At 61.5% G+C, this 22,036-nt stretch carries 18 protein-coding genes and 1 pseudogene; 10 read left to right on the top strand and 9 right to left on the bottom strand.

Going from position 1 to position 22,036, the window contains the following annotated elements:
• Positions 1-163: 163 nt before the first annotated feature.
• The gene (locus VFE81_RS09315) at positions 164-817 is read right to left on the bottom strand and encodes an OmpA family protein (protein ID WP_325044315.1); all 654 of its coding nucleotides are present in this window, start codon (positions 815-817) and stop codon (positions 164-166) included.
• 331 nt (positions 818-1,148) lie between these two features.
• On the opposite strand from VFE81_RS09315, the gene apbC reads away from it, so the two are divergent.
• From apbC to VFE81_RS09290, 5 genes are all read left to right on the top strand, one after another.
• Positions 1,149-2,237 carry an iron-sulfur cluster carrier protein ApbC gene (apbC, locus tag VFE81_RS09310; RefSeq protein ID WP_325044314.1) on the top strand — a complete coding sequence of 363 codons (1,089 nt, stop codon included), beginning with the start codon at positions 1,149-1,151 and terminating at the stop codon, positions 2,235-2,237.
• A 131-nt stretch (positions 2,238-2,368) separates the two neighbouring features.
• The gene (locus VFE81_RS09305; protein WP_325044313.1) at positions 2,369-2,902 is read left to right on the top strand and encodes a superoxide dismutase family protein; all 534 of its coding nucleotides are present in this window, start codon (positions 2,369-2,371) and stop codon (positions 2,900-2,902) included.
• A 203-nt stretch (positions 2,903-3,105) separates the two neighbouring features.
• On the top strand, positions 3,106-3,675 hold the full coding sequence (dcd, locus tag VFE81_RS09300; RefSeq protein ID WP_325044312.1) for a dCTP deaminase: 570 nt from the start codon (positions 3,106-3,108) through the stop codon (positions 3,673-3,675).
• An 84-nt stretch (positions 3,676-3,759) separates the two neighbouring features.
• The gene (locus VFE81_RS09295; RefSeq protein WP_325044311.1) at positions 3,760-6,045 is read left to right on the top strand and encodes an arginine/lysine/ornithine decarboxylase; all 2,286 of its coding nucleotides are present in this window, start codon (positions 3,760-3,762) and stop codon (positions 6,043-6,045) included.
• A gap of 8 nt (positions 6,046-6,053) precedes the next feature.
• The gene (locus VFE81_RS09290) at positions 6,054-6,776 is read left to right on the top strand and encodes a lysozyme inhibitor LprI family protein (RefSeq protein ID WP_414695569.1); all 723 of its coding nucleotides are present in this window, start codon (positions 6,054-6,056) and stop codon (positions 6,774-6,776) included.
• A gap of 287 nt (positions 6,777-7,063) precedes the next feature.
• Here VFE81_RS09290 and VFE81_RS09285 read toward each other — a convergent pair whose 3' ends face one another.
• From VFE81_RS09285 to zwf, 3 genes are all read right to left on the bottom strand, one after another.
• Positions 7,064-8,980 (bottom strand): bifunctional transcriptional regulator/glucokinase, encoded by a 1,917-nt coding sequence (locus VFE81_RS09285; RefSeq protein ID WP_325044310.1) that lies wholly within the window; start codon positions 8,978-8,980, stop codon positions 7,064-7,066.
• Positions 8,958-9,677, bottom strand: a complete 720-nt coding sequence (pgl, locus tag VFE81_RS09280; protein ID WP_325044309.1) for a 6-phosphogluconolactonase — start codon at positions 9,675-9,677, stop codon at positions 8,958-8,960. Before pgl ends, VFE81_RS09285 begins: the two co-directional genes overlap by 23 nt.
• Before the next feature lie 196 nt (positions 9,678-9,873).
• Positions 9,874-11,337, bottom strand: coding sequence for a glucose-6-phosphate dehydrogenase (zwf, locus tag VFE81_RS09275; protein ID WP_325044308.1), 1,464 nt, complete (start codon positions 11,335-11,337; stop codon positions 9,874-9,876).
• A gap of 531 nt (positions 11,338-11,868) precedes the next feature.
• Here zwf and VFE81_RS09270 point away from each other — a divergent pair.
• From VFE81_RS09270 to VFE81_RS09255, 4 genes are all read left to right on the top strand, one after another.
• A complete protein-coding gene (locus tag VFE81_RS09270) occupies positions 11,869-13,116 on the top strand; it encodes an ABC transporter substrate-binding protein (protein WP_325044307.1) in 1,248 nt (415 codons plus the stop codon).
• Between the two features lie 197 nt (positions 13,117-13,313).
• Positions 13,314-14,255, top strand: a complete 942-nt coding sequence (locus tag VFE81_RS09265; protein WP_063495077.1) for a carbohydrate ABC transporter permease — start codon at positions 13,314-13,316, stop codon at positions 14,253-14,255.
• A complete protein-coding gene (locus tag VFE81_RS09260; protein WP_325044306.1) occupies positions 14,245-15,102 on the top strand; it encodes a carbohydrate ABC transporter permease in 858 nt (285 codons plus the stop codon). The genes VFE81_RS09265 and VFE81_RS09260 overlap by 11 nt, the downstream gene beginning before the upstream one ends.
• Positions 15,103-15,225: 123 nt before the next feature.
• Positions 15,226-16,341 carry a sn-glycerol-3-phosphate ABC transporter ATP-binding protein UgpC gene (locus VFE81_RS09255; RefSeq protein WP_325044305.1) on the top strand — a complete coding sequence of 372 codons (1,116 nt, stop codon included), beginning with the start codon at positions 15,226-15,228 and terminating at the stop codon, positions 16,339-16,341.
• A 136-nt stretch (positions 16,342-16,477) separates the two neighbouring features.
• Here VFE81_RS09255 and VFE81_RS09250 read toward each other — a convergent pair whose 3' ends face one another.
• Both VFE81_RS09250 and VFE81_RS09245 read right to left on the bottom strand, forming a co-directional pair.
• A complete protein-coding gene (locus VFE81_RS09250; RefSeq protein ID WP_325044304.1) occupies positions 16,478-17,395 on the bottom strand; it encodes a LysR family transcriptional regulator in 918 nt (305 codons plus the stop codon).
• Positions 17,396-17,566: 171 nt separating this feature from the next.
• Positions 17,567-18,226 (bottom strand): glutathione S-transferase family protein, encoded by a 660-nt coding sequence (locus VFE81_RS09245; protein ID WP_325044303.1) that lies wholly within the window; start codon positions 18,224-18,226, stop codon positions 17,567-17,569.
• A 339-nt stretch (positions 18,227-18,565) separates the two neighbouring features.
• On the opposite strand from VFE81_RS09245, the gene fliD reads away from it, so the two are divergent.
• Entirely contained in the window at positions 18,566-20,074 is a 1,509-nt protein-coding gene (gene fliD, locus VFE81_RS09240; RefSeq protein ID WP_325044302.1) for a flagellar filament capping protein FliD, read from the top strand.
• Between the two features lie 117 nt (positions 20,075-20,191).
• On the opposite strand, the gene VFE81_RS09235 is transcribed toward fliD, so the two are convergent.
• The 3 genes and pseudogenes from VFE81_RS09235 to VFE81_RS09225 form a co-directional block, all read right to left on the bottom strand.
• Complete coding sequence (locus VFE81_RS09235; RefSeq protein ID WP_325044318.1) at positions 20,192-20,812, bottom strand: trimeric intracellular cation channel family protein; 621 nt, start codon at positions 20,810-20,812, stop codon at positions 20,192-20,194.
• Positions 20,813-20,825: 13 nt separating this feature from the next.
• On the bottom strand, positions 20,826-21,575 hold the full coding sequence (locus tag VFE81_RS09230) for a Smr/MutS family protein (RefSeq protein WP_325044301.1): 750 nt from the start codon (positions 21,573-21,575) through the stop codon (positions 20,826-20,828).
• 292 nt (positions 21,576-21,867) lie between these two features.
• Positions 21,868-22,036, bottom strand: a pseudogene (locus VFE81_RS09225) (thioredoxin-disulfide reductase); the annotation flags it as partial.

The raw sequence follows: 22,036 nt of genomic DNA, 5'->3' as shown, positions 1-22,036 counted from the left end.
CGTAAAGACAGACCGCGGATTTTCGGCAGAGTTCGAAATTTTTTTCGTTCTCGTGCGAGTTTTCCTTTCCTCCGCTTTTTACGGTGCACCGGCCGCCTACGGCAAGAGCCCGGCGCCCGGTCCCCGGATGCCCGGTGCCTTCATTCCCGTTCGAGTTCTGCCGTTATTGCGTTGCGTGCTGAGCCGTGGCACGCAGATAGATTTCCACGCGACGGTTTGCTGCACGGCCGGCTTCGGTATTGTTGTCGGCGATCGGCTGGTTCTGGCCCATGCCTTCAGCCGACAGGCGTTGCGGCGCCACGCCGCGTTGCCCCAGATAGCCCGTCACGCTTTGGGCGCGGTTGACCGACAGCGTCTGGTTGTACGCCGGTTGACCGGTGCTATCCGTGTAGCCGATCACCTGGGCGATCAGTTCCGGATTCTGCTGCATGGTCTGCGTGAGTTGATCCAGCACCGGCGCGAACGACGGCTTGACTGCGTAGCTGTTGGTGTCGAACGTGACCGAGCTCGGGATGTTCAGCTTGAGCGAGCCGTCCGGCTGCTCGGTGATCTGCGTGCCGGTGCCCTTGGTGGCGCCCGACAGCTTGTTGTGAATGGCTTGCCAGTTGTAGCCGGTGATACCACCCACCGCAGCGCCGACGCCCGCGCCGATCGCCGCGCCCTTGCCGCCGCCGAAGATCGCGCCGAGTGCTGCGCCGGTGCCGGCGCCCACGCCCGTGCCGACAGCCGCGTTAGTGCCTTGTTGGGTTGCGCAGCCTGCCAGCAACGAACCGGCAACGGCAAAAACGGCAACGCGAGTCATGATTTTTGCATTCATTTTTTGATTCCTCTTGAGTGAAGCGGGTGGAAGCGATAAATCTATCCGCCAAACGTAACGGTCGTAAAGCGCACTACTCGACTATACGAGAATGCTGCGCCTTCCCTGGTCCCGGTCCGACAGTGGAGAAGGGTCTTCCGGCAAGGCTTGGCGTCAGCCACTACAATGATGACTGAAGTACGCAGCGATGCGACCCCATGGCGTCCCGCCAGCCCGAAGGGTGCACGGCGCATCTGGTTTTAGCAATGCTGTCTAACAATTTTTTTCAAATTCTGGCGCGTGGCCGAAACTTGGATTCCGCCGCGCCGCGAGTGTTCCCCACGGAGTGCCAATGAGTATCGATCGGGCTTTGGTCGACGCCGCCCTCGCGGCCGTCACTGACCCCAACACGGGCAAGCCCTACGCGGCTGCCAGGAACATCAGGAACGTGGCTGTGGAGGGTGACACGGTTAGCCTCGAAGTGGTACTCGGCTATCCGGCCAAACGGCAGTTTGAAGCGATTCGCGCACAGTTCGCCGACGCGCTGAAAGCCGTTCCCGGCGTGGCAAACGCACGCGTCGAGGTGTCCCAACACATCGCGGCGCACACGGTGCAGCGCGGCGTCAAACTATTACCGAACGTTAAAAACATCGTCGCGGTGGCGTCGGGCAAGGGTGGGGTCGGCAAGAGCACGACCGCCGTCAATCTCGCGCTGGCACTGGCGAGTGAAGGCGCGTCGGTCGGCATCCTCGATGCGGACATCTACGGCCCCTCGCTGCCGATGATGCTCGGGATCGTCGGCCGTCCCGAATCGCCCGACGAAAAGTCGATGAACCCGATGACCGGCCACGGCTTGCAGGCCAACTCAATCGGCTTCCTGATCGAACAGGACAACCCGATGGTATGGCGCGGTCCGATGGCCACCTCGGCGCTCGAGCAACTGCTGCGGCAGACCAACTGGCAAGATCTCGACTACCTGATCGTCGACATGCCGCCGGGCACCGGCGACATTCAGCTAACCCTGTCGCAGCGCGTGCCGGTGACAGGCGCCGTAATCGTCACGACGCCGCAGGACATCGCGCTGCTCGACGCGAAGAAGGGCCTCAAGATGTTCGAGAAGGTCGGCATTCCGATTCTCGGTATCGTCGAGAACATGGGTATGCATATCTGCTCGAATTGCGGCCACGAAGAGCATATCTTCGGTGCCGGCGGCGGCGAGCGGATGGGTAAGGAATACGGCGTCGACGTGCTCGGCAGCTTGCCGCTCGATATCGCCATCCGTGAACAGGCCGACTCGGGCAAACCCACTGTCGTGGCGGATCCGGAAGGGCGTATCGCCGAGATCTACCGGTCGATCGCGCGTAAGGTTGCGATCCATATCGCCGAGCGGGCTCGCGACATGACTTCGAAGTTTCCCAGCATCGTTGTCCAGAACACCTGACTAGCCGTTCGGACAACGGGGCAACGCGGGGCCAAGGCGTCAATTTTCGCCTGGTCTCGCGGTATCATGTCGACTTCACAAGTTCGGCCCGGCGGCCGCAGGGGCGGCCGCCAGGCCGGCAAGAGGATCGCATGGGAAAACGAATCGACGGGCAGGCGGTGCATGCGTTCATCGTCCTGGCTGCCAGCAGCATGCTGTTATGCGGCTGCAGCACGTTCCTGAGACCACAGGAAAAGCGTGCTGACGCGCAGTTGCTGTCCACTGTGGGCAATCAGGCGCGCGGCCTCGTAACGTTCATCGAGCGTTCGGATGGCGTGCAGGTTACCTACAATCTCGCGGGCTTGCCGCCCAATAGCGACCACGCATTGCAAGTGCATGAGCGCGGCGATTGCAATGCCGCTGACGGTTCCAGCGCCGGCCCGGTGTTCTCGCCGGCAGCCGAGCGTCTGAAAGCCGGTGCCCGGGTCGAAGGTGATCTCGGCAACATCCACGCGGACGCGAACGGTGTGGCCAGCGGCTTTATCGTTGCACCGGACGTGTCGCTGGACGGTATCCGCTCGGTGTTGCAACGCGCGGTGCTGCTGCATCACGACGCGACCGACCCGTACGCGTATCCGCAGGTTGGGGCCGGCCCCGCACTCGCCTGCGGGCTGATTCGCCAGTGAGTACCCACGCGCCGGGTGCGTCATCTGCGCGCGCAGCGGCTTGACCGCCTCACAACGGCTTCTGGCCGTGCGCCGGGCCGCTGCCGGGCCACGCTCAGGCCATACCCGCAGCAGCATTCTCGCGATCGCGTAAAATAAGCGCCTTTCGTTGACGGGTTGTTACCCGTCACACACCAGTCACTCAAGTCGAGCAGCGTTCACCTATGACTATCAAATCCGACAAGTGGATCCGGCGCATGGCCGCGTCGCACAACATGATCGAGCCGTTCGCACCCGATCAGGTCCGCGTCACCGAAGACGGCCGGAAGATTGTCAGCTACGGCACGTCGAGCTACGGCTACGACATTCGCTGCGCCGACGAATTCAAGATCTTCACGAATATCAACTCGACCATCGTCGATCCGAAGAACTTTGACGAGAAGTCGTTTGTCGATTTCAAGGGCGATGTCTGCATCATCCCGCCGAATTCGTTCGCGCTGGCCCGCACTGTCGAGTATTTCCGTATTCCGCGCAGCGTCCTGACCGTGTGTCTGGGCAAATCCACGTATGCGCGTTGCGGGATCATCGTCAACGTGACGCCGTTCGAGCCGGAATGGGAAGGGCATGTCACGCTCGAATTCTCGAATACGACACCTTTGCCTGCGAAAATCTACGCGAACGAAGGTGTCGCCCAGGTGCTGTTTTTCGAAAGCGACGAAATTTGTGAAACGTCGTACGCGGATCGCGGCGGCAAATATCAAGGTCAGCACGGCGTCACGTTGCCCAAGACGTGACGTCGGCGGCGCACTGACCCACCAGCTATTCGGGTGACCGCTGCTTAGTCAAATGCAGCGGTCGTTCTTTTTGGAGAATCGCCCATGAAGTTTCGTTTCCCCGTCGTCATCATCGACGAAGATTTTCGCTCCGAGAACATCTCGGGTTCCGGCATCCGGGCTTTGGCCGAAGCTATCGAGAAAGAAGGCGCGGAAGTGCTCGGGTTGACGAGCTACGGCGATCTGACTTCGTTCGCGCAGCAATCGAGCCGCGCGTCGTGCTTCATTCTGTCGATCGACGACGACGAGCTGCTGCCGTACGTCGATAACGTCGTGGTGGAAGGCGAGACGCCGGAACTGGCGGCCGCGATCATCGCGCTGCGCGGGTTTGTGACCGAAGTGCGCCGCCGCAACGCGGATATTCCGATCTTCCTGTACGGCGAAACGCGCACCTCGCGCCACTTGCCGAACGACATCCTGCGCGAACTGCATGGCTTCATCCACATGTTCGAGGACACGCCGGAGTTCGTCGCGCGCCACATCATTCGCGAGACCAAGGTGTATCTGGATTCGCTCGCGCCGCCGTTCTTCAAGGAACTGGTGCAGTACGCGGACGAAGGCTCGTATTCGTGGCATTGCCCGGGGCACTCGGGCGGCGTCGCGTTCCTGAAGAGCCCGCTCGGCCAGATGTTCCATCAGTTCTTCGGCGAGAACATGCTGCGCGCGGACGTCTGTAACGCCGTCGACGAACTCGGTCAGTTGCTCGACCACACCGGCCCGATTGCAGCCTCCGAACGCAACGCCGCGCGCATTTTCAGCGCCGACCACGTGTTCTTCGTGACCAACGGCACGTCGACCTCGAACAAGATCGTCTGGCACGGCACCGTTGCGCCGGGCGACATCGTGCTGGTGGACCGCAATTGTCACAAGTCGATCCTGCACGCGATCACGATGACCGGCGCGATTCCGGTGTTCCTCACGCCCACGCGCAATAACTTCGGCATCATCGGTCCGATTCCGCGCAGTGAATTCGAGCCGGAAAACATCAAGAAGAAGATCCTGGCGAATCCGTTCGCCCGCGAAGCGTTGGCCAGGAATCCGGATCTGAAGCCGCGCATTCTGACCATCACGCAAAGCACGTACGACGGCGTGATCTACAACGTCGAGATGATCAAGGAAATGCTCGGCGATTGGCTCGACACGCTGCACTTCGACGAAGCGTGGCTGCCGCACGCCGAGTTCCACGAGTTCTATCAGGACATGCACGCGATCGGCGCGGGGCGCCCGCGCATCGGCGCGCTGGTATTCGCCACGCACTCCACGCACAAGCTGCTGGCCGGCATTTCGCAGGCCTCGCAAATCGTCGTGCAGGATTCGAAGAACAGCCGCTTCGACAAGCATCGCTTTAACGAAGCGTATCTGATGCATACGTCGACGAGCCCGCAGTACGCGATCATTGCCTCGTGCGACGTGGCCGCGGCAATGATGGAAGCGCCGGGCGGCACCGCGCTGGTCGAAGAGTCGATCGCCGAGGCGCTCGATTTCCGCCGCGCGATGAGCAAGGTCGACGCCGAATACGGCGACGACTGGTTCTTCAAGGTGTGGGGCCCGGACCAGTTCGCCGAAGAAGGCATCGGCTCGCGCGAAGACTGGATGCTGCAGCCGAACGACGCGTGGCACGGCTTCGGCCCGCTCGCCGAAGGTTTCAACATGCTTGACCCGATCAAGGCGACCATCGTCACGCCGGGTCTGGATATGGACGGTGGCTTCGGTGAGTCTGGCATTCCGGCCGCGATCGTCACGAAGTATCTGGCCGAGCATGGCATCATCGTCGAAAAGACCGGCCTGTATTCGTTCTTCATCATGTTCACGATCGGCATCACCAAGGGCCGCTGGAACTCGATGGTCACCGAACTGCAACAGTTCAAGGACGACTACGACAATAACCAGCCGCTGTGGCGCGTGCTGCCCGACTTCGTTTCGCATCATCCGATGTACGAGCGCGTCGGGCTGCGCGATCTGTGCGATCAGATCCACAGCGTCTACCGCGCGAACGACATTGCACGCCTGACGACCGAGATGTATCTGTCGAGCATGGAACCGGCGATGAAGCCGTCGGATGCGTTCGCCAAGCTCGCGCACCGTGAGATCGACCGGGTCGCGATCGACGAACTCGAAGGCCGCGTCACGTCGATCCTGTTGACGCCGTATCCGCCGGGCATTCCGCTTCTGATTCCGGGCGAGCGCTTCAACAAGACCATCGTCAACTATCTGCGTTTCGCGCGCGAGTTCAACGAGCGCTTCCCGGGTTTCCACACGGATATCCATGGGCTTGTCGGCGAAACCATCAACGGGCGCATCGAATACTTCGTCGATTGCGTGCGCGCCTGACGATGTGGATGGTGAAGTCCCTGGCGAGCGCGGACGGCCGGCGGCGCGCGTTTGGCACGCTAGTCCTGACGTCGGCGATGCTTGGCGTCGCACCGCTGCAAGCGCACGCTGAAGTCGCCGCCGCCGATCCGATCGACGCGTCGATGCGCACCTGTCTTGCGCGCAGCGACATGTCGTCGACAGCGGGGCAGGTGCAATGCATGGACAACGCGCGGATCGGCTGGAAGGCCGCGTTGGACAGTGCGTGGCAACAGCTTCAGACGAAGTTGCCGCAGACGCAGCGTAAGCCGTGGGAAAAGAGCCAGGCGAGCTGGCAGGCTTCGCGCGATGTCGAGAAGCAGTTGCTGACGGCCGTGTTCGCGACGACGCGCGGCTCGATGTATGTGTTGGCCGAAGCCGATATGCAGTTGCAGCCCGTGCGTGACCGCGCACTCTCGTTGCGAAGCGCGGTGGCCGGGATCAGCGCAGGGGGCGACCCGCCGCACCGTCCTCGCGCCTGTACCGCGGACGCGCAATGCGAACACGCCATGTTCGATCTGAACCGCTATTACCGCCGCTTGCAGTCGAAGATGCCGGCGCGCTCGCGTCCGACGCTGGCGCGCGCACAAAGGGCCTGGACCGCGTATCTCGACGCCACTACACCGGTGATCGACGAACGCAGCCGCATCGATATCATCGGTGCGCGGGTGGCAACGATCAAGCGCCTGTCGGAGACGGTCGGCAACGATTGAGCGTTGTTCGGAGCGGCTGCAGCGAATGAGTGTCGGGATTTCTAGCCAGAGCATCAGCGTCGCCGGTTTATAGCGCGACGCCATGACGGGGGTCGAATAACGGTTTCAGGAGCCGTGCGGCGAGGTCCTGGCTCGGATCGCTCTTGCGGAGCGGGTGACGCAACGCATGGGGAAGGGCGCAGAGGACCGCTGTGAATGCCTCGATTTCTGCGACGATCGCAATGCAGAGGAGATCAGGAATAAGCGCGGCAACCCGCCAACCAGGCCGCCGCGAAGACCCAAAAAACCTAGTCCCGTGCCGAAGAAGCCGCCCCATGACTCAACCAGTCGAGCACAGCACTAGCATCATCATCCGCGCCCTGTCGCGCCTTAGCGACCGTCTCAGCCACATCCGCGCTAGGCACAGCGCGTCGAATCGCCACCCCAACGGCAAGAATATCAATCATGACGAGATGCAGGATCCGCGAAATCATCGACAACTGCGACTCGCGAATCTCAATGTGATCGGTCTCCAAAGCGACAGTAGCCCGCTTGGCCAAAGGCGTATTGCTCGACGTAATCGCAATCACCTTAGCCCCAGCCTGCATGGCGACATCCAGTACACGCAGTAGCTCGGGCGCACGTCCCGATTTGGACACGGCAACAATCACATCGCCCTTGCCGAGCAATGCTGCCGACGCCGCCTGCATATACAGATCGCCATAGGCAATCGTCGGAATACCAAACCGGAAGAACTTGTAATGCGCGTCCTGCGCGACGATGTTCGAATTGCCGAGTCCATAAAACTCAATCCGCCGCGCGCTGTTCAGCAGATCGATGGCCCGCTCGACCTGGTCGAAATTCAAATGCTCGCGCAGTTGCAAAATCGCGGACACGGTGTTGTCGAGCACCTTCGCGCCGAAGTCGGTCGCAGTATCGCCTAGATGCACCTGGCTATGACTCACCGGAATCGTGCCGGTCAAACCCGTTGCCAGCTTCAGCTTGAAATCCGACAGGCCCTGGCAGCCGAGCGAGCGGCAAAAGCGGATCACCGTCGGCTGACTCACGTCGGCCTTGCGCGCGATGTCGACAATCGGATCGTTGATGATCGAACGCGGATGATTCAACGCGAGATCGGCCACGCGGCGCTCGGCCGGCGTCAACGCATCGCGCATCTGGCGAATTCGCTCGAACACGGCCGATGAGCTGCCGCCCGCGCGATTCGACAACTGCTCCGCGAGAATGGCCGAAACACCCAGAAATGCCGGGTATTCAGCGGTAATCACGTAAGTCGGCACGTTCTGCAAATACGCCTCGAAGCGGCCCTTCGCCTCGAACCGTTTGCGAAACGACGAACGCGCAAAGAACTCGCCGAGCCGCGGCACGACGCCGCCGCCAATATAGATGCCGCCCAATGCGCCGAGCGTCACCGCGATATTGCCGGCGAAAGTGCCGAGAATCCCGCAGAACACGTCGACGGATTCGGCCGCGAGCGATTCGCCTTCCATCGCGCGCTTGACGATCTCGATCGTGTCGACGTTCGTCGCCACACGCTTCTTGTCACGGCCCGCCAGCGCACGGTAAATCACTTCGAGGCCGGGGCCTGCCGCCACACGTTCGAACGAGACGTGCGACCACTTCTTGCGCGCGTATTGCAGCACGATGTCTTCGCGTTCGTCGGCCGGTGCGAAGGTGGCGTGGCCGCCTTCGCTGCCGAGCGCGATCCAGCGGTCGTCGGCCGGAATCAGGCCGGACACGCCCATGCCGGTGCCCGGTCCGAGCAGCCCGATCACGCTGTTCGGCCGACGCGCGCCGCCGCCCACCTGCACGCGCTGCGCATCGGTCAGGCCAGGGAGGGCCATGGCCAGCGCGGTAAAGTCGTTCACCACCAGTAGCGTGTCGAAGCCAAGCGCACGGCGCGTGGCTTCGATCGAAAAGCTCCAGTCGTGGTTGGTCATGCTGACCTGATCGCCGTCGACCGGGTTCGCAATCGCAATCGCCGCGTGATTCACGCGACCGATCTTGGTGTCCTTCAGATACTTCTTGATGACTTCGGCAACGCCAGGATAGTCCGCGCACGGATAGACCTGCACCGAGCCGATCTCGCCAGGGCTTGTTTCGAGCGCGAAGCGCGCATTGGTGCCGCCGATGTCGGCGAGGAGCCTCGGTCCATCGGCGTGCTGGCCCGCGCCCGGAACAGCCTTAGTTTGCACACCAGTAGACATCGAGTCTCACTCCCTTGTCGTTTGCCAACTGCGAGATGGCATTTTTTTGTAGCGAAGCGGCGGCGGCATTCAGCACGTCCATCTTTCGCGGTCCTGCAATCAGCAAAAACAGGTGCTTCACTTCTTTCAAGGCCGAGAGCGACCAACTCACGCGCGCATGCGGCGCGCTACCAGGATGCACGGCAACGAAGCGTTCGAGGGTGGTGATCGCGACGTCCCATTCGGGCGCGTCCGCGAAAATCGATGCGGTGTGGCCGTCGTCGCCCATGCCGAGAATCGCGACGTCCGGCACGGCGCTAAAGCGCGGGTCGGCGTTCAGCGCGGCGACGTGCGCATTCAGGTCTTGCGTCGTGTCGGCCAGCGGCCAGAAAGCGGCGTGCTTCGCGGCGTTCTGCAACAGCGTGTCGTGCACGAGTTGCGAATTGCTCGCGCCGTCTGCCTCCGGCACCCAGCGGTCGTCGACCAGTGTCACGGCAATGCGTGCCCAGTCGAAGGATTGCGTGGACAACGTCTGCAGGAACGGACGCGGACTGGTGCCGCCGGACACTGCAAGCATTGCCGGGCGCGCGCCAGTTGACGCGCCCGCTGCGGGCGTGGCCGCCTGTGCGGCGAGCGACGCATGTAACGCGTCGCCAACCGCTTTCGCCAACGCGTCGGATTGGGCGCGTTGATCGTCGAAAGCGTGAAGCTCGATCACTTCTCCTCCGTGCTGCTTTCTTGTTAGATCTGCGGAACGTGCCGTCCTGCTCTCACGCGATGCCTGCAAGCGGGATGACTTGCAGGCGCCCTCGTGATACCGGCGCCATTCCGTTCAGTTCGTCGGTGGGTCTTGCAGGCGCTGTGCCGTGCTTCGATCGGGATCGGGCATGGTATGACGCCGTAATTCAGTTGATTCAATTCTCTTCTTCGAGCCAGCAGGTGTCGTGCTGCGCCAACATCGCGCTCGCCGCGGCCGGTCCCCACGTACCTGATGCATACGGCTTGGGCGGCTTGTTGGACGCAGCCCATTCGTTGAGGATCGGTTCGACCCAACGCCATGCCGCTTCCTGCTCGTCGCGCCGCACAAACAGCGCGAGACGGCCGTTGATCACGTCGAGCAACAGACGCTGATACGCCTCCATCTGCCCTTCGCGGAAGAACCGGTCGAAGGCGAGGTCGAGGTGGACGCTGGCGAGGTTCATGCCTTCGCCCGGCTGCTTCGCGAGACAGTAGAGGCGAATAGTTTCGTTCGGCTGCAAGCGGATCACGAGACGGTTCGCACCGCCGCGCAATGCGGATGCGCCAAGTGCCGAATGCGGCACCGCACGAAAATTCACCACGATCTCAGCGACACGATCCGCGAGACGCTTGCCTGTGCGCAGGAAGAACGGCACACCGGCCCAGCGCCAGTTTTCGATTTCCACCTTCACTGCAACGAAGGTTTCGGTCGTGCTGTCCTGCTTCACGCCAGGTTCGGTTGCATACGCCGGCACCGCGTTGCCGCGGATCACGCCCGCATGATACTGGCCGCGCACCGCGACCTTGCCGATATCGCGCGCATCGATCGGCTTCAGCGCGCGCAGCACACGCAGCTTTTCGTCACGTACCGAGTCGGAATCCATCGAATGCGGCGGTTCCATCGCCACGATGGAAAGCAGTTGCAGCAAATGGTTCTGCACCATGTCGCGCAATGCGCCGGTGTTGTCGTAGAAGTCGCCGCGCGCTTCCACGCCGAGTTCTTCCGCAATCGTGATCTGAATGCTTTCCACCCATTCACGGCGCCATAACGGTTCGAACAGCACATTGCCGAAACGCAGCGCGAGCAGGTTCTGCACCGGCTCCTTTCCGAGGTAGTGATCGATCCGGTAGATCTGTTCTTCAGCGAAGATTTCGCCGACAGCATCATTAATTGCGTTGGACGACTTGAGATCGTAGCCGAGCGGCTTTTCCAGCACGATGCGCGAATTTTCGTTGAGCCCAACCGATGCCAGCGCGCGGCAGATCGGCACGAACAGCGACGGACCCGTTGCCAGATAGAACACGCGAATGCCAGGCAGGCCGCTCACGGCGTCGCGCAGCAGCGTGAAGTCTTCGGGGTTGCCGAGATCGATCTTCACGAACTCGATGCGTTCGAGGAAGCTTGCCCATGCCGTTTCATCCACACCGTTCTTCGACACGTGCGGCTTGACGTGCTCATTGACCCATTCGAGGTAGCCAGCACGATCGGCCACATGCCGCGCCACTGCGACGATCTTGCCGCTGTCGGCCAGCATGCCACCTGCACGGTGCGCTTCAAACAGTGCCGGCAGGATCTTGCGCATCGACAGATCGCCGGTTCCGCCGAATAGAACGAAGGTGAAACTTGAATCGGTTTGCATGAGTCTCCGTCGATATCCTGGGGTCGCCGTGCTGGCCGAAAGGGCGACCGTAGTCCGATAAAATAATTTTTGACACTGAATTGTAGTTTAACTACAATCCAAATCAAGAGGTAGCGCTAATTCGATGAAAAAAGCGTGCGTTGCAAGGCTGGATGCACGTTTTCCCGAATCGGTCGGCGCTCCCTGCATGTTAACGGACATTGCGTGCGGGCACGTGCCAGCAAGCCCCCGGCGGTCCTTACGGAAAGCCGGAAGGCTGATCTGGCGTCAGGGTTAACGTGTGAGGCACCTCGAGTCTGCCGCGCGCGACGCGGGCAGGCAAAAATCAAAAGAGGAGACAGTCAGTTGCATCCCGAACCACTCATCTCTTGAGCTTCCAGCGGCCGGATATCGGTCCGCCGGCACATGCACTTAAGCATATGCCCGACCGTGCTCGATCGCCCAGTGTTTTGCCTGTTTGAACCAACCACAGCACCCTGGCGACATCAGGGGCCATTTGTTTTTTGTTCAGGTGTCTGGAGGAGATAAGCAATGAAATTTCGCGCGATCATGGGCGCTTTGTGCGCCGCGGGTCTGATGTGTGGCGTCTCGGCTGTGCAAGCCGCCGAGTCGATCGAAGTGTTGCACTGGTGGACTTCGGGCGGCGAATCGAAAGCCGTCGGCGTCCTCAAGGACGACATGACGAAGCAGGGTTACACCTGGAAGGACTTCGCGGTTGCGGGCGGCGCAGGTGCGGCTGCCATGACGGCACTCAAGACGCAGGTGATCTCGGGCAACGCGCCGACCGCTGCGCAGATCAAGGGTCCGCTGATTCAGGACTGGGCGTCGCAAGGCGTGCTGGTGCCGATCGACGCTGCTGCTGGCGACTGGAAGAAGAACTTGCCGCCGGAAATCGACAAGATCATGCACGCCGACGGTCACTACGTTGCCGCACCGTTCTCGGTGCACCGCGTGAACTGGCTGTACATCAACAAGGCTGCACTGGACAAGGCAGGCGGCAAGGCGCCGACCACGTGGCCTGAGTTCTTCGCTGTGGCCGACAAGATGAAGGCCGCCGGCATCCAGCCGATCGCGATGGGCGGTCAGCCGTGGCAAGACCTGACGCTGTGGGAAGACGTCGTGCTGTCGCAAGGCGCGGGCTTCTACAAGAAGGCGCTGGTCGACCTCGACGAAAAGACGCTGACGTCGGATCAGATGGTCGGCGTGTTCGACACGGTCCGCAAGATCCAGGGTTACTTCGACGCGGGCCGCACGGGCCGTGACTGGAACCTGGCAACGGCGATGGTCATCAACGGCAAGGCCGGCATGCAGTTCATGGGCGACTGGGCGAAGGGCGAGTTCGCCAACGCCGGCAAGAAGGCGGGCTCGGACTACATCTGCGCTGCTGTTCCGGGCACGGAAAAGGCTTACACGTTCAACGTCGACTCGTTCGTGTTCTTCCAGCAGAAGGGCCAGAAGGCTGCAACGCCGGGTCAATTGGCACTTGCGAAGACGATCATGTCACCGGACTTCCAGGAACAGTTCAGCCTGAACAAGGGTTCGATCCCGGTTCGTCTGGGCGTGTCGATGGCCAAGTTCGACGACTGCGCGAAGAAGTCGTACGCGGATGAACAAGTGGCGATCAAGTCGGGCGGTTATGTGCCTTCGCTGGCACATGGCATGGCGCAACCGGATGCAGCAGCCGGTGCGATCTCGGACGTGGTCACGAAGTTCATGAACTCGCAGCAAGATTCGAAGACCGCGGTCGCCGCGCTCGCGAAGGCAGCGAAGACCAAGTAACTGAAGTAAGCGAAGTGGCGTGCCTGGTGGTTCCTCTCGTGGGCGCCGGGCGCGCTCTTCAGATTGCTTGCAGCCGTTGCGTTACTTAGGGCGAGAGACTTCACCCCTGGTTTCATCGCGTCATACCTATGCCGTTCCGGTCTCGCGTTTTTCATGCGTGAGCACCCCGGCGGTACAGTTTCAGCAGGAGTCGAGTAGTGACTGCTTCTATCAGCGGAAACGGGAAAACCACGGCTTCCGTGACCCGCCGCACGTCGCCGATGGCGGCCCTTGCCGATCGCTGGATTCCGAAGCTGGTGCTCGCACCCAGCGTCGTGATCAGCCTGATCTTCGTGTATGGCTTTATCGCTATTACCGGCTTTCTGTCGCTGTCGAATTCGCGACTGATGCCACGTTATGAATTTGTCGGCCTCGATCGTTATCGCGAACTGTTCGATAACGATGTGTTCTGGACCTCGGCTGCCAACCTTGGCTGGTTCGGCATTCCGTTTATCGGTATCTGTATCGGCCTTGGTCTGTTCCTCGCGATCCTGCTCGATCAGCAGATCCGCAATGAAGGCGCGCTGCGCGCCGTGTTCCTGTACCCGATGGCGCTCTCGTTCATCGTGACAGGTACGGCCTGGCAATGGATCATGACGCCGAGCGTCGGCCTCGAGAAAGTGTTTCACGACTGGGGCTGGACGAGCTTCTCGTTCAGCTGGCTCGGCGACCCCGACAAAGCGATTTTCTGCGTCGTGATCGCGGCAGTGTGGCAATCCACCGGCTTCGTGATGGCGCTGTTTCTCGCGGGCTTGCGTGGTGTCGACGGTGAAATCTTCAAGGCCGCGCAGATGGATGGCGCAGGCTTGCCCACCATCTACCGCAAGATCGTGATTCCGAGCATGCGCCCGGTGTTCTTCTCCGTGCTGCTGATTCTCTGCCACATCACGATCAAGACCTTCGACCTGGTCGTCGCGTTGACCGCGGGCGGTCCGGGTACGTCTTCATCGCTGCCGGCTATTTTCATGTACACGTTTTCGTTCAATCGCGGGCAGCTGGGCGTCGGCGCGGCATCGTCGATGATGATGCTCGCTACCGTTGTGGCCGTGCTCGTGCCGCTGATGTATCTGGAATCGAGGAGCACGCGCAATGCAGCCTAAGATGACGATCAGCCGTGCCGTCATTTATGCGGCCTTGATTCTGTTCGCCTTGTATTTCCTGTTTCCGCTGTACGTGATGCTGTCCACGTCGTTCAAGGACGTCACTCAGTTGCGTACCGGCAACCTGCTGACGCCGCCGACTCACTGGACCATCGACCCGTGGATCAAGGCATGGAGCGGCGCCTGTACGGGGGTGCGTTGCGACGGCATGCAGCCGTTCTTCATGAACTCGGTGCGGATGGTGATTCCGGCCGTGCTGATCTCGTCGATCATCGGCGCGTTCAACGGCTATGTTCTTACGCACTGGCGTTTCCGCGGCGCGGACCCGATCTTCACGATGATCCTGGTCGGCTGTTTCATTCCGTTCCAGGCGATCCTGCTGCCGATGGCGCGCTTCGAAGGCATGCTCGGTTTGTCGAATACGACCACCGGCCTGGTGGTGGTGCACGTGATCTACGGTATCGCTTTCACGACGATGTTCTTCCGCAACTTTTACGTGAGCATTCCGGCTGAACTCGTGAAGGCCGCACGGATCGACGGCGCAGGTTTCTTCACGATCTTCACGAAGATTCTGATGCCGGTGTCGCTGCCGATTTTCATGGTGTGCCTGATCTGGCAATTCACGCAGATCTGGAATGACTTCCTGTTCGGGATTGTGTTCTCCGGTGTCGATTCGATGCCGATCACGGTGGCGCTGAATAACCTCGTGAACACTTCGACCGGCGTGAAGGAATACAACGTGGACATGGCCGGCGCGATCATCGCCGCACTGCCGACCTTGCTCGTCTACATCGTCGCCGGACGCTATTTCGTGCGCGGCCTGACGGCGGGCGCAGTGAAGGGCTAAACCCGGGCTAGACCCTACGCATCGCGGCGGCGCTTCCTGCACAACAAGCACTAAGTGCACGAAACGCCGGCGTCATCCGACCAGACGTTTTCAAGCTGTACCAGAGACAAGAGGATTCACAGCATGGCAAGCCTTTCCATCCGTGACGTGTACAAGACTTACCCGAATGGGGTGCCGGTTCTGAAGGGTGTCAACATCGACATCGAAGATGGCCAGTTCCTGATTCTCGTCGGCGGCTCGGGCTGCGGGAAGTCGACGCTGCTCAACATGATCGCCGGCCTCGAAACCGTGACCAAGGGCGAGATCCAGATCGACGGCAAGACGGTGAATAACCTCTCGCCGAAAGATCGCGACATTGCGATGGTGTTCCAGTCGTACGCGCTGTATCCGTCCATGACGGTGCGCGAGAACATCTCGTTCGGCCTGGGTATCCGCAAGGTGCCGAAGCAGGAGCAGGCGCAGATCGTCGATCGCGTGTCGAACACGTTGCAGATCACGCACCTGCTGGACCGCAAGCCGGGTCAACTCTCCGGCGGTCAGCGCCAGCGCGTGGCCATGGGCCGTGCACTCGCGCGCGATCCGGTGATGTTCCTGTTCGACGAACCGCTGTCGAACCTCGACGCGAAGCTGCGTATCGAGATGCGTTCGGAAATCAAGCTCCTGCATCAACGCCTCGGCACGACGATCGTCTACGTGACGCACGATCAGATCGAAGCGATGACGCTCGGCGACCGCATCGCGGTGATGAAAGACGGCATCGTCCAGCAGTTCGGCGCGCCGCAAGAGATCTACGATTCGCCGGCGAATCTGTTCGTGGCGGGCTTCATCGGCGCGCCGCCGATGAACTTCATCCAGGGCAAGCTGGTGGAGCAGGGTTCAGGCGTGGGCATCGAACTGGATACGGGCGGGATGCGCGGCGTGCTGAACCTGCCGTTCGACTCCGCGAAGGTGAATTCGCACCTGGGGCGTGAAGTGATTCTGGGCCTGCGCCCGGAGCGGATCACCGATGCGCGCGGCGCGCTTGGCGACAATGCGAATCTGCAGCCGATCGAAGTGAAGGTCGACGTGATCGAGCCGACCGGACCGGACACACTGGTGTTCGCCCAGGTCAACGGCAAGCGCATCGTGAGCCGTGTGCACCCGGCGTCGAATCCGCAACCGTTGACGAATGCGACGCTGTTGTTCGATGCGTCGAAAGCGGTGCTGTTCGATCCGGCCAATGAAGAGCGGATTGCCTGAGGCGGATTATTCGCTGAGCGATTCGAACTGAAGTGAAGAAAGCCCCATGCGTTGTGAAACGCATGGGGCTTTTGTCGTTTGCCAGGTACGGTTTGCGCAGGCAAGGCCAGGAGTGTGGCGCCCCTGCGGCAAGACATCAAACGCCCGTGATACGCAGATCCGGATTGTTCCGTGCCAGCTCGGTGACCCACTCGGTGAAGGCGCGAAGCCGCGAACTCAGATTGCGGCGATGCGCGTACAGGATAGACAGCGGCGCGCCAGGGCTCGTGTAGCTCGTGAGGATTTCCTTGAGCGCGCCTTGCGCAATCAGATCGGCGACCATGAAGCGCGACGGCTGGATGATGCCGTGGCCGAGCGCCGCCGCACCGATGTAGACGCTGCCGTCATTCACGGCCAGCACGCTCTTCAGCGTGACCTTGACGATCTCGCCGTCCACCTGGTACTCGAACGGGAAGGTCTTGCCGCTGCGCGCGGAAACGTAGTTAACCGCGCGATGCTCGCCAAGCTCATCGAGCGTAGTGGGTGTGCCGTACTTCTCCAGATAGGCCGGCGACGCGCAGGTCACGATCCGCGCATCGCCGATGTGCCGCGCGACGAGACTCGACTCTTCCGGCGTGCCCATGCGGATCACGCAATCCACGCCGTCCTGAATCAGATCGATGTTGCGATCCGCCAGCCCGAGCCGCACGTCGATCTCGGGGTATTGGCGGTAGAAATCGTCGAGCGCGGGCAGCAGCAGCGCACGGGCGAGCGTGCCCGAGGTATCGACGCGAATCGTGCCGCCTGGATTTTCGCGCTTGTTCGACAGCGACGATTCGGCTTCGGCGACTTCCGCGAGGATGCGCACGCAACGCTCGTAGAAGAGTGCGCCGTCTTCGGTCACGCTGACCTGCCGCGTCGAACGGTTCAGGAGGCGTACGCCGACGTGTTCTTCCAGCGCCTGAATGGTGCGGCTGACTTTGGCGCGGGGCAGGTCGAGCGATTCGGATACTTTGGTGAAGCTGTTCGCCTCGACCACACGCGTAAATATCTCCATCGCTTCGAAACGGTCCATGTTTTGCCTTGGTGACTGATGGGCTGAAGTAGGTTTCGAAGTGAAGTGTATAGGTTGGAAATAGCGTTGTCGCAATGTGGTCTGTGGGCGCGCGGACGGATGCGCCTGTCAGTTTGCCCACGCGCTGCTCCGTCGTGCCTCTTTATGTACGGCCGCGCCGTGTCGGCGCGTTCAATCCCGGTCGGGCGCGCCGAGCGGAAACAGCGGGCGATACGGGCGAGCCTCGTCGACCGCGCGTGCGAACGATGGTCGGGCCAGCAGCCGCTTCCGGTAGGCGAGTACGTGAGGAAACGCCGGGCCGATGCGATGCGTCCAGTCGGCATAAAAGAGGAACGGCGCGGCGCCGCAATCGGCGAGGCTGAAGGTATCGCCGGCCGCCCATTCGCGCTCGGCCATCACCTTGTTGAGCCAGCCGTAGGCGGTGTCGAGCATTGCGCGGGCGTCGGCCACGGCGCGCGAATCACGCTCCGGTTCGGCACGCAGACTGTCGTACACGATCGTTTGCTGCGGCGTGGCGATGTAGTTGTCGAAGAAGCGGTCCATGCTGCGCACTTCCAGCGCGGCGCGGGCGTCAGCCGGCAAAAGCGGCACCGGCCCCGGGTGATACAGGCCGAGATATTCGATGATGATGCTCGCCTCCATCACCACACGGCTGCCGTCGACCAGCACAGGAAAGCGCTTGATTGGCCAGAGCGCGGCGAACTCCGCCATGACCTGCGGATCGTCGTGCGCCAACAGGCGCAATTCAAACGGCGTGCCGTTTTCGTAAAGCGCGGTCAGCGCCTTCTGGCAATAGGAAGAGAAGGGGTGGGCATAGAGCTTCAGGGTCATCGTGGTCACCTGTGGCGGTTACTCGGGGCGCTGTAGCGCGATAACGACCGGGGGCCGTTTATCTGGCGACGAACGACGATCGAGGAAATCGACAGACGCGAGAATTTTAGCGGCAGACGGTTCATCCGCTTTCGCCAAAGACCGGAAGCGACAAAAGCTTAGGCGCAGTGATTTGTTACGACAAAACGCAACAAACTTTTTAGAAAGATAGTGTAACATTTGAAAAAATTGTAAGAAAACCGACGTGACCACGACGTAACCGGGTTGCCGCCGTCATCAGAAAGACCACCGGGGCGTCACGCAGTGAATAACGAATAACTCGACGCACGGAGCCTTTGCATGTCAACGATCACTACGTCTGTCAATAGCGCGACTGCTAACGCGCAGAGCCAGGTGCAGCAAGCGGCGCAATCGATTATCAGCGGCTCCACCGGCAACTCGACGATGGACGTGGCCTCGCTGGTGTCGGCCCTCGTGAATGCGAAGACGGCCGGTCAGACGGCGGCGCTGAAGGCCAAACAGACGAGCGATACCACGGTTCTGTCCGCCTATGGCGCCCTCAGCTCCGCGTTGAATGCCTTGCAGGCGGCGATCAAGAATCTCTCGGACGGAACCCTTCTGTCGACCTTCGGGGCGACCGCAAGCGGCAAGGGTCTCGATCCGAAGGCCGGTCCCGGCGCGGTCGCCGGCAGCTACACGATCGACGTCGCGCAAATCGCTGCGTCGCAAAGCCTGTCGTCGGCGGCGTTCGACGCCACCGCCACGCTGGGCACGGGCAAGTTGACCATCGCGGTCGGCGGCAAGTCGATGGATGTCACGATCGACAGCAGCAACAACACGTTGAGCGGTATCGCCAACGCGATCAACAAAGCGGGCAACAATCCGGGCGTCACGGCCACCATCGTGACCGGCACGGGCGGTGCTCACCTCGTGCTGCGTTCCGCTACCACGGGCGCGGCCAACACGATCGACCTGTCCACCAGCGGTGTCGAGAACGACAACGGCCTGTCGAGCCTCGGCGTGACGTCCACACCTGGTGCGAACGGCGCGGCCTCCACGATCGTGTCGTCGGATACCAACAAGGCCTGGCGGCAAAGCGAAGGCGCTCAGGACGTGCGATTCACCATCGGCGGGATCGAGGCGAGCAGTTCGACAAACGCGGTCACATCGGCGATTTCCGGCGTTACGCTGAATCTGTCGAGCGCCGCGGTCGGCACCACGCAGACGCTGACGATCGCGCCGGACACGACCGCGCAGAACACGGCCATCACCAACTTCGCCAATCTCTACAACACCGTCGTCACGACCATCAATTCGCTGTCCTCGTACGACAAGTCGTCGAAGACCGGCGGCACGCTGCTCGGCGATTCGACGCTGATGACGATCAAGAATTCCTTGGCATCGATCATCGGCGGTGGCGTCGGTTCGGGAAGTTCAGCAGTCGGTCTCGCTTCGATCGGCATTGCGCTGAAGGGCGATCCGGCGGATGGCACGCTGGTAATCGACAGCAAGAAGCTGAGTGCGTCGCTCACCAGCAGCCCGGTGCAGGTTGCCACGTTGTTCAACTCGACCAACGGCATTGGCGCGAAGTTGAACAACAGCATTACGGATTTCGTGAAGACGGGCGGCATTATCGACACCCGCAGCACGGCGCTGAATGCCGACCTGAAGAGCATCACGACCCAGCAGACCACGCTCGCCAATTACAGCGCGCAGTTGACGAAGCAGTACCAGAATCAGTTCACGGCGCTCAACACGCTGATGGCCACGATGAACAACAACTCGCAGTATCTGACGGCGCTGTTTGGCGGCTCGAAGAGTGCGGGGGCGTTGGCTACCAACAAATAAGGCTGCCTCAAAGCGCGCGCCGCCAGGTTCCGGGCGGCGCGTTTTTTATGAGGCAAGTTTGGTGGCGCGAGCCTGGTGAGGCAAGTTGCTCAGTGATTCAAGCTCAGTGATTCAAGCTCAGTGAGGCAGCCGGACGTCGAACCTGAACGTCACCAGCCTCGCGAGCAGGATAAAAGCGGTGGCGATCAACACGCTATAAATCGTATCGACGTTCATGTAGTCCAGCAGCACGTACAGCCAACATCCCACAAAAGCGCAGGTTGCGTACGGTCGCGAATCGCGCAGAATCAGTGGCATCTCGTTGCACAGCACGTCGCGAATCACGCCGCCGAATACGCCTGTCAACACCCCCATCATCACCGATGTGAACCACGACATCTGTGCGTCGTGTGCGATCGACGTGCCTGAGATGCTGAACAAGCCCAGCCCCACCGCATCGGCCACCAGCAAGACCCGCTCGGAGAGCAGGCGCGACGCCATTTTCAATAGCGTCGGCGCAAACAGCGACATCACGAAGATCGCGATCAGATAGGCTTGATGCTCGACCCAGTAGAACGGCCGCCGCTCCAGCAGCACGTCGCGCAACGTACCGCCGCCGAAGGCTGTTGCGATCGCCACGAGGAAGGTCCCCACGGCGTCGAGCCGTCGGGTTCTCGCTTCGATAAAACCGGAAATCGCATACGCGAAAATAGCCAGCGCCTCCATGATGGTCAGCGCGAGCGTCAGCCTCGGATGGATCACCGGGACTCCGTCAGGACTTGGGGTAAGCCGGCAATGCGCCCGGCTGCAACAGCACGACCACCGCACCCGCGCCGCCGTCGTGCGGACGCGCCTGGCAGAAGGCGATCACCTCGGACTTTTGCACGAGCCACGCGCGTACTTTCCCCTTCAATACGGGTTCTTTGCCGATCGACCCGAGGCCCTTGCCGTGAATCACGCGCAAACACCGCAGGCCACGCTTCACCGATTCACGAATGAACTCGGCCAGCGCCTCGCGCGCTTCCTCTCGGCGCATGCCGTGCAGATCGATTTGTGCCTGCACGATCCAATCGCCACGCCGCAGTTTGCGCACGACTTCCTGACTCACGCCGGGCCGGCAATAGGAGAGCGTTTCGTCGGTTTCGAGCAGGATCTCGGGATCGAACTCGTCGGAGATCGCTTCGTGCAGCACGGCTTCTTCATCGAGTTTGGTTTGCACCGGCAATGGCGACGGAGGATTGCGCGGCAAGGTGGCGCGCGGCGGGACCGCCAATGGCGCAACCGCGCCGATCTCGCGGCGAAACAGATCGGCGTCCGCCGAGGCTTCGCGCTGCGCTGCCGCTGCTGCCGCGCGTTCGCGTTCACGCCGTTGCGTGTCGCCCTTTAACGCATCGCGCAACGCGCCGAGGCCGGCTAGTCCCGCAGCCGGCTCGATCTTCGGTTTGGCGGCTGGCTCGGGTGTGGGCCTGGGAACGGCACGGGCGCGCTTCGGTTCGCTGGGGTGGGGCTGATTCTTCGGCATATCGGTAATACACGCAGAAAAGTAGAACGATCGCGCGATGCGGGTGGCGGCACCCAAACGTGCCGTGGCGCATCGCAACGCCTTGCAGCGGGGCTGGGCAAGCGTACATGCTAGGGCGCTGGAACGACGCCAGCCGGTTGCCTGAAGGGCGCAAACACGACGCAGCGACGACGCAGCGACGACGCAAAAAAAGCCGCGAGCTTTTCAGCCGCGGCTTTCTCCAAAGCAGGCGGCCCGGCCATGCCGAGCCGCCATTTTACCGTTGCGCGTATGTTACAGATGAGGTTGCAGATCAGCGATCGGCTTCAGCGCTCATCACATGCTCGCCAATCTCTTCGATGGTTTCCAGATAGCGTTGCGCGTCGAGCGCGGCCATACAGCCCGTGCCCGCGCTGGTGATCGCCTGACGATAGACGTGATCCTGCACGTCGCCCGCCGCGAACACGCCCGGTACGCTGGTC

Source organism: Paraburkholderia sp. (genome assembly GCF_035656215.1).
GTDB lineage: Bacteria > Pseudomonadota > Gammaproteobacteria > Burkholderiales > Burkholderiaceae > Paraburkholderia.
The sequence above is the reverse complement of the archived record's forward strand: the minus strand, read 5'-3'. Positions and strand labels throughout refer to the sequence as shown.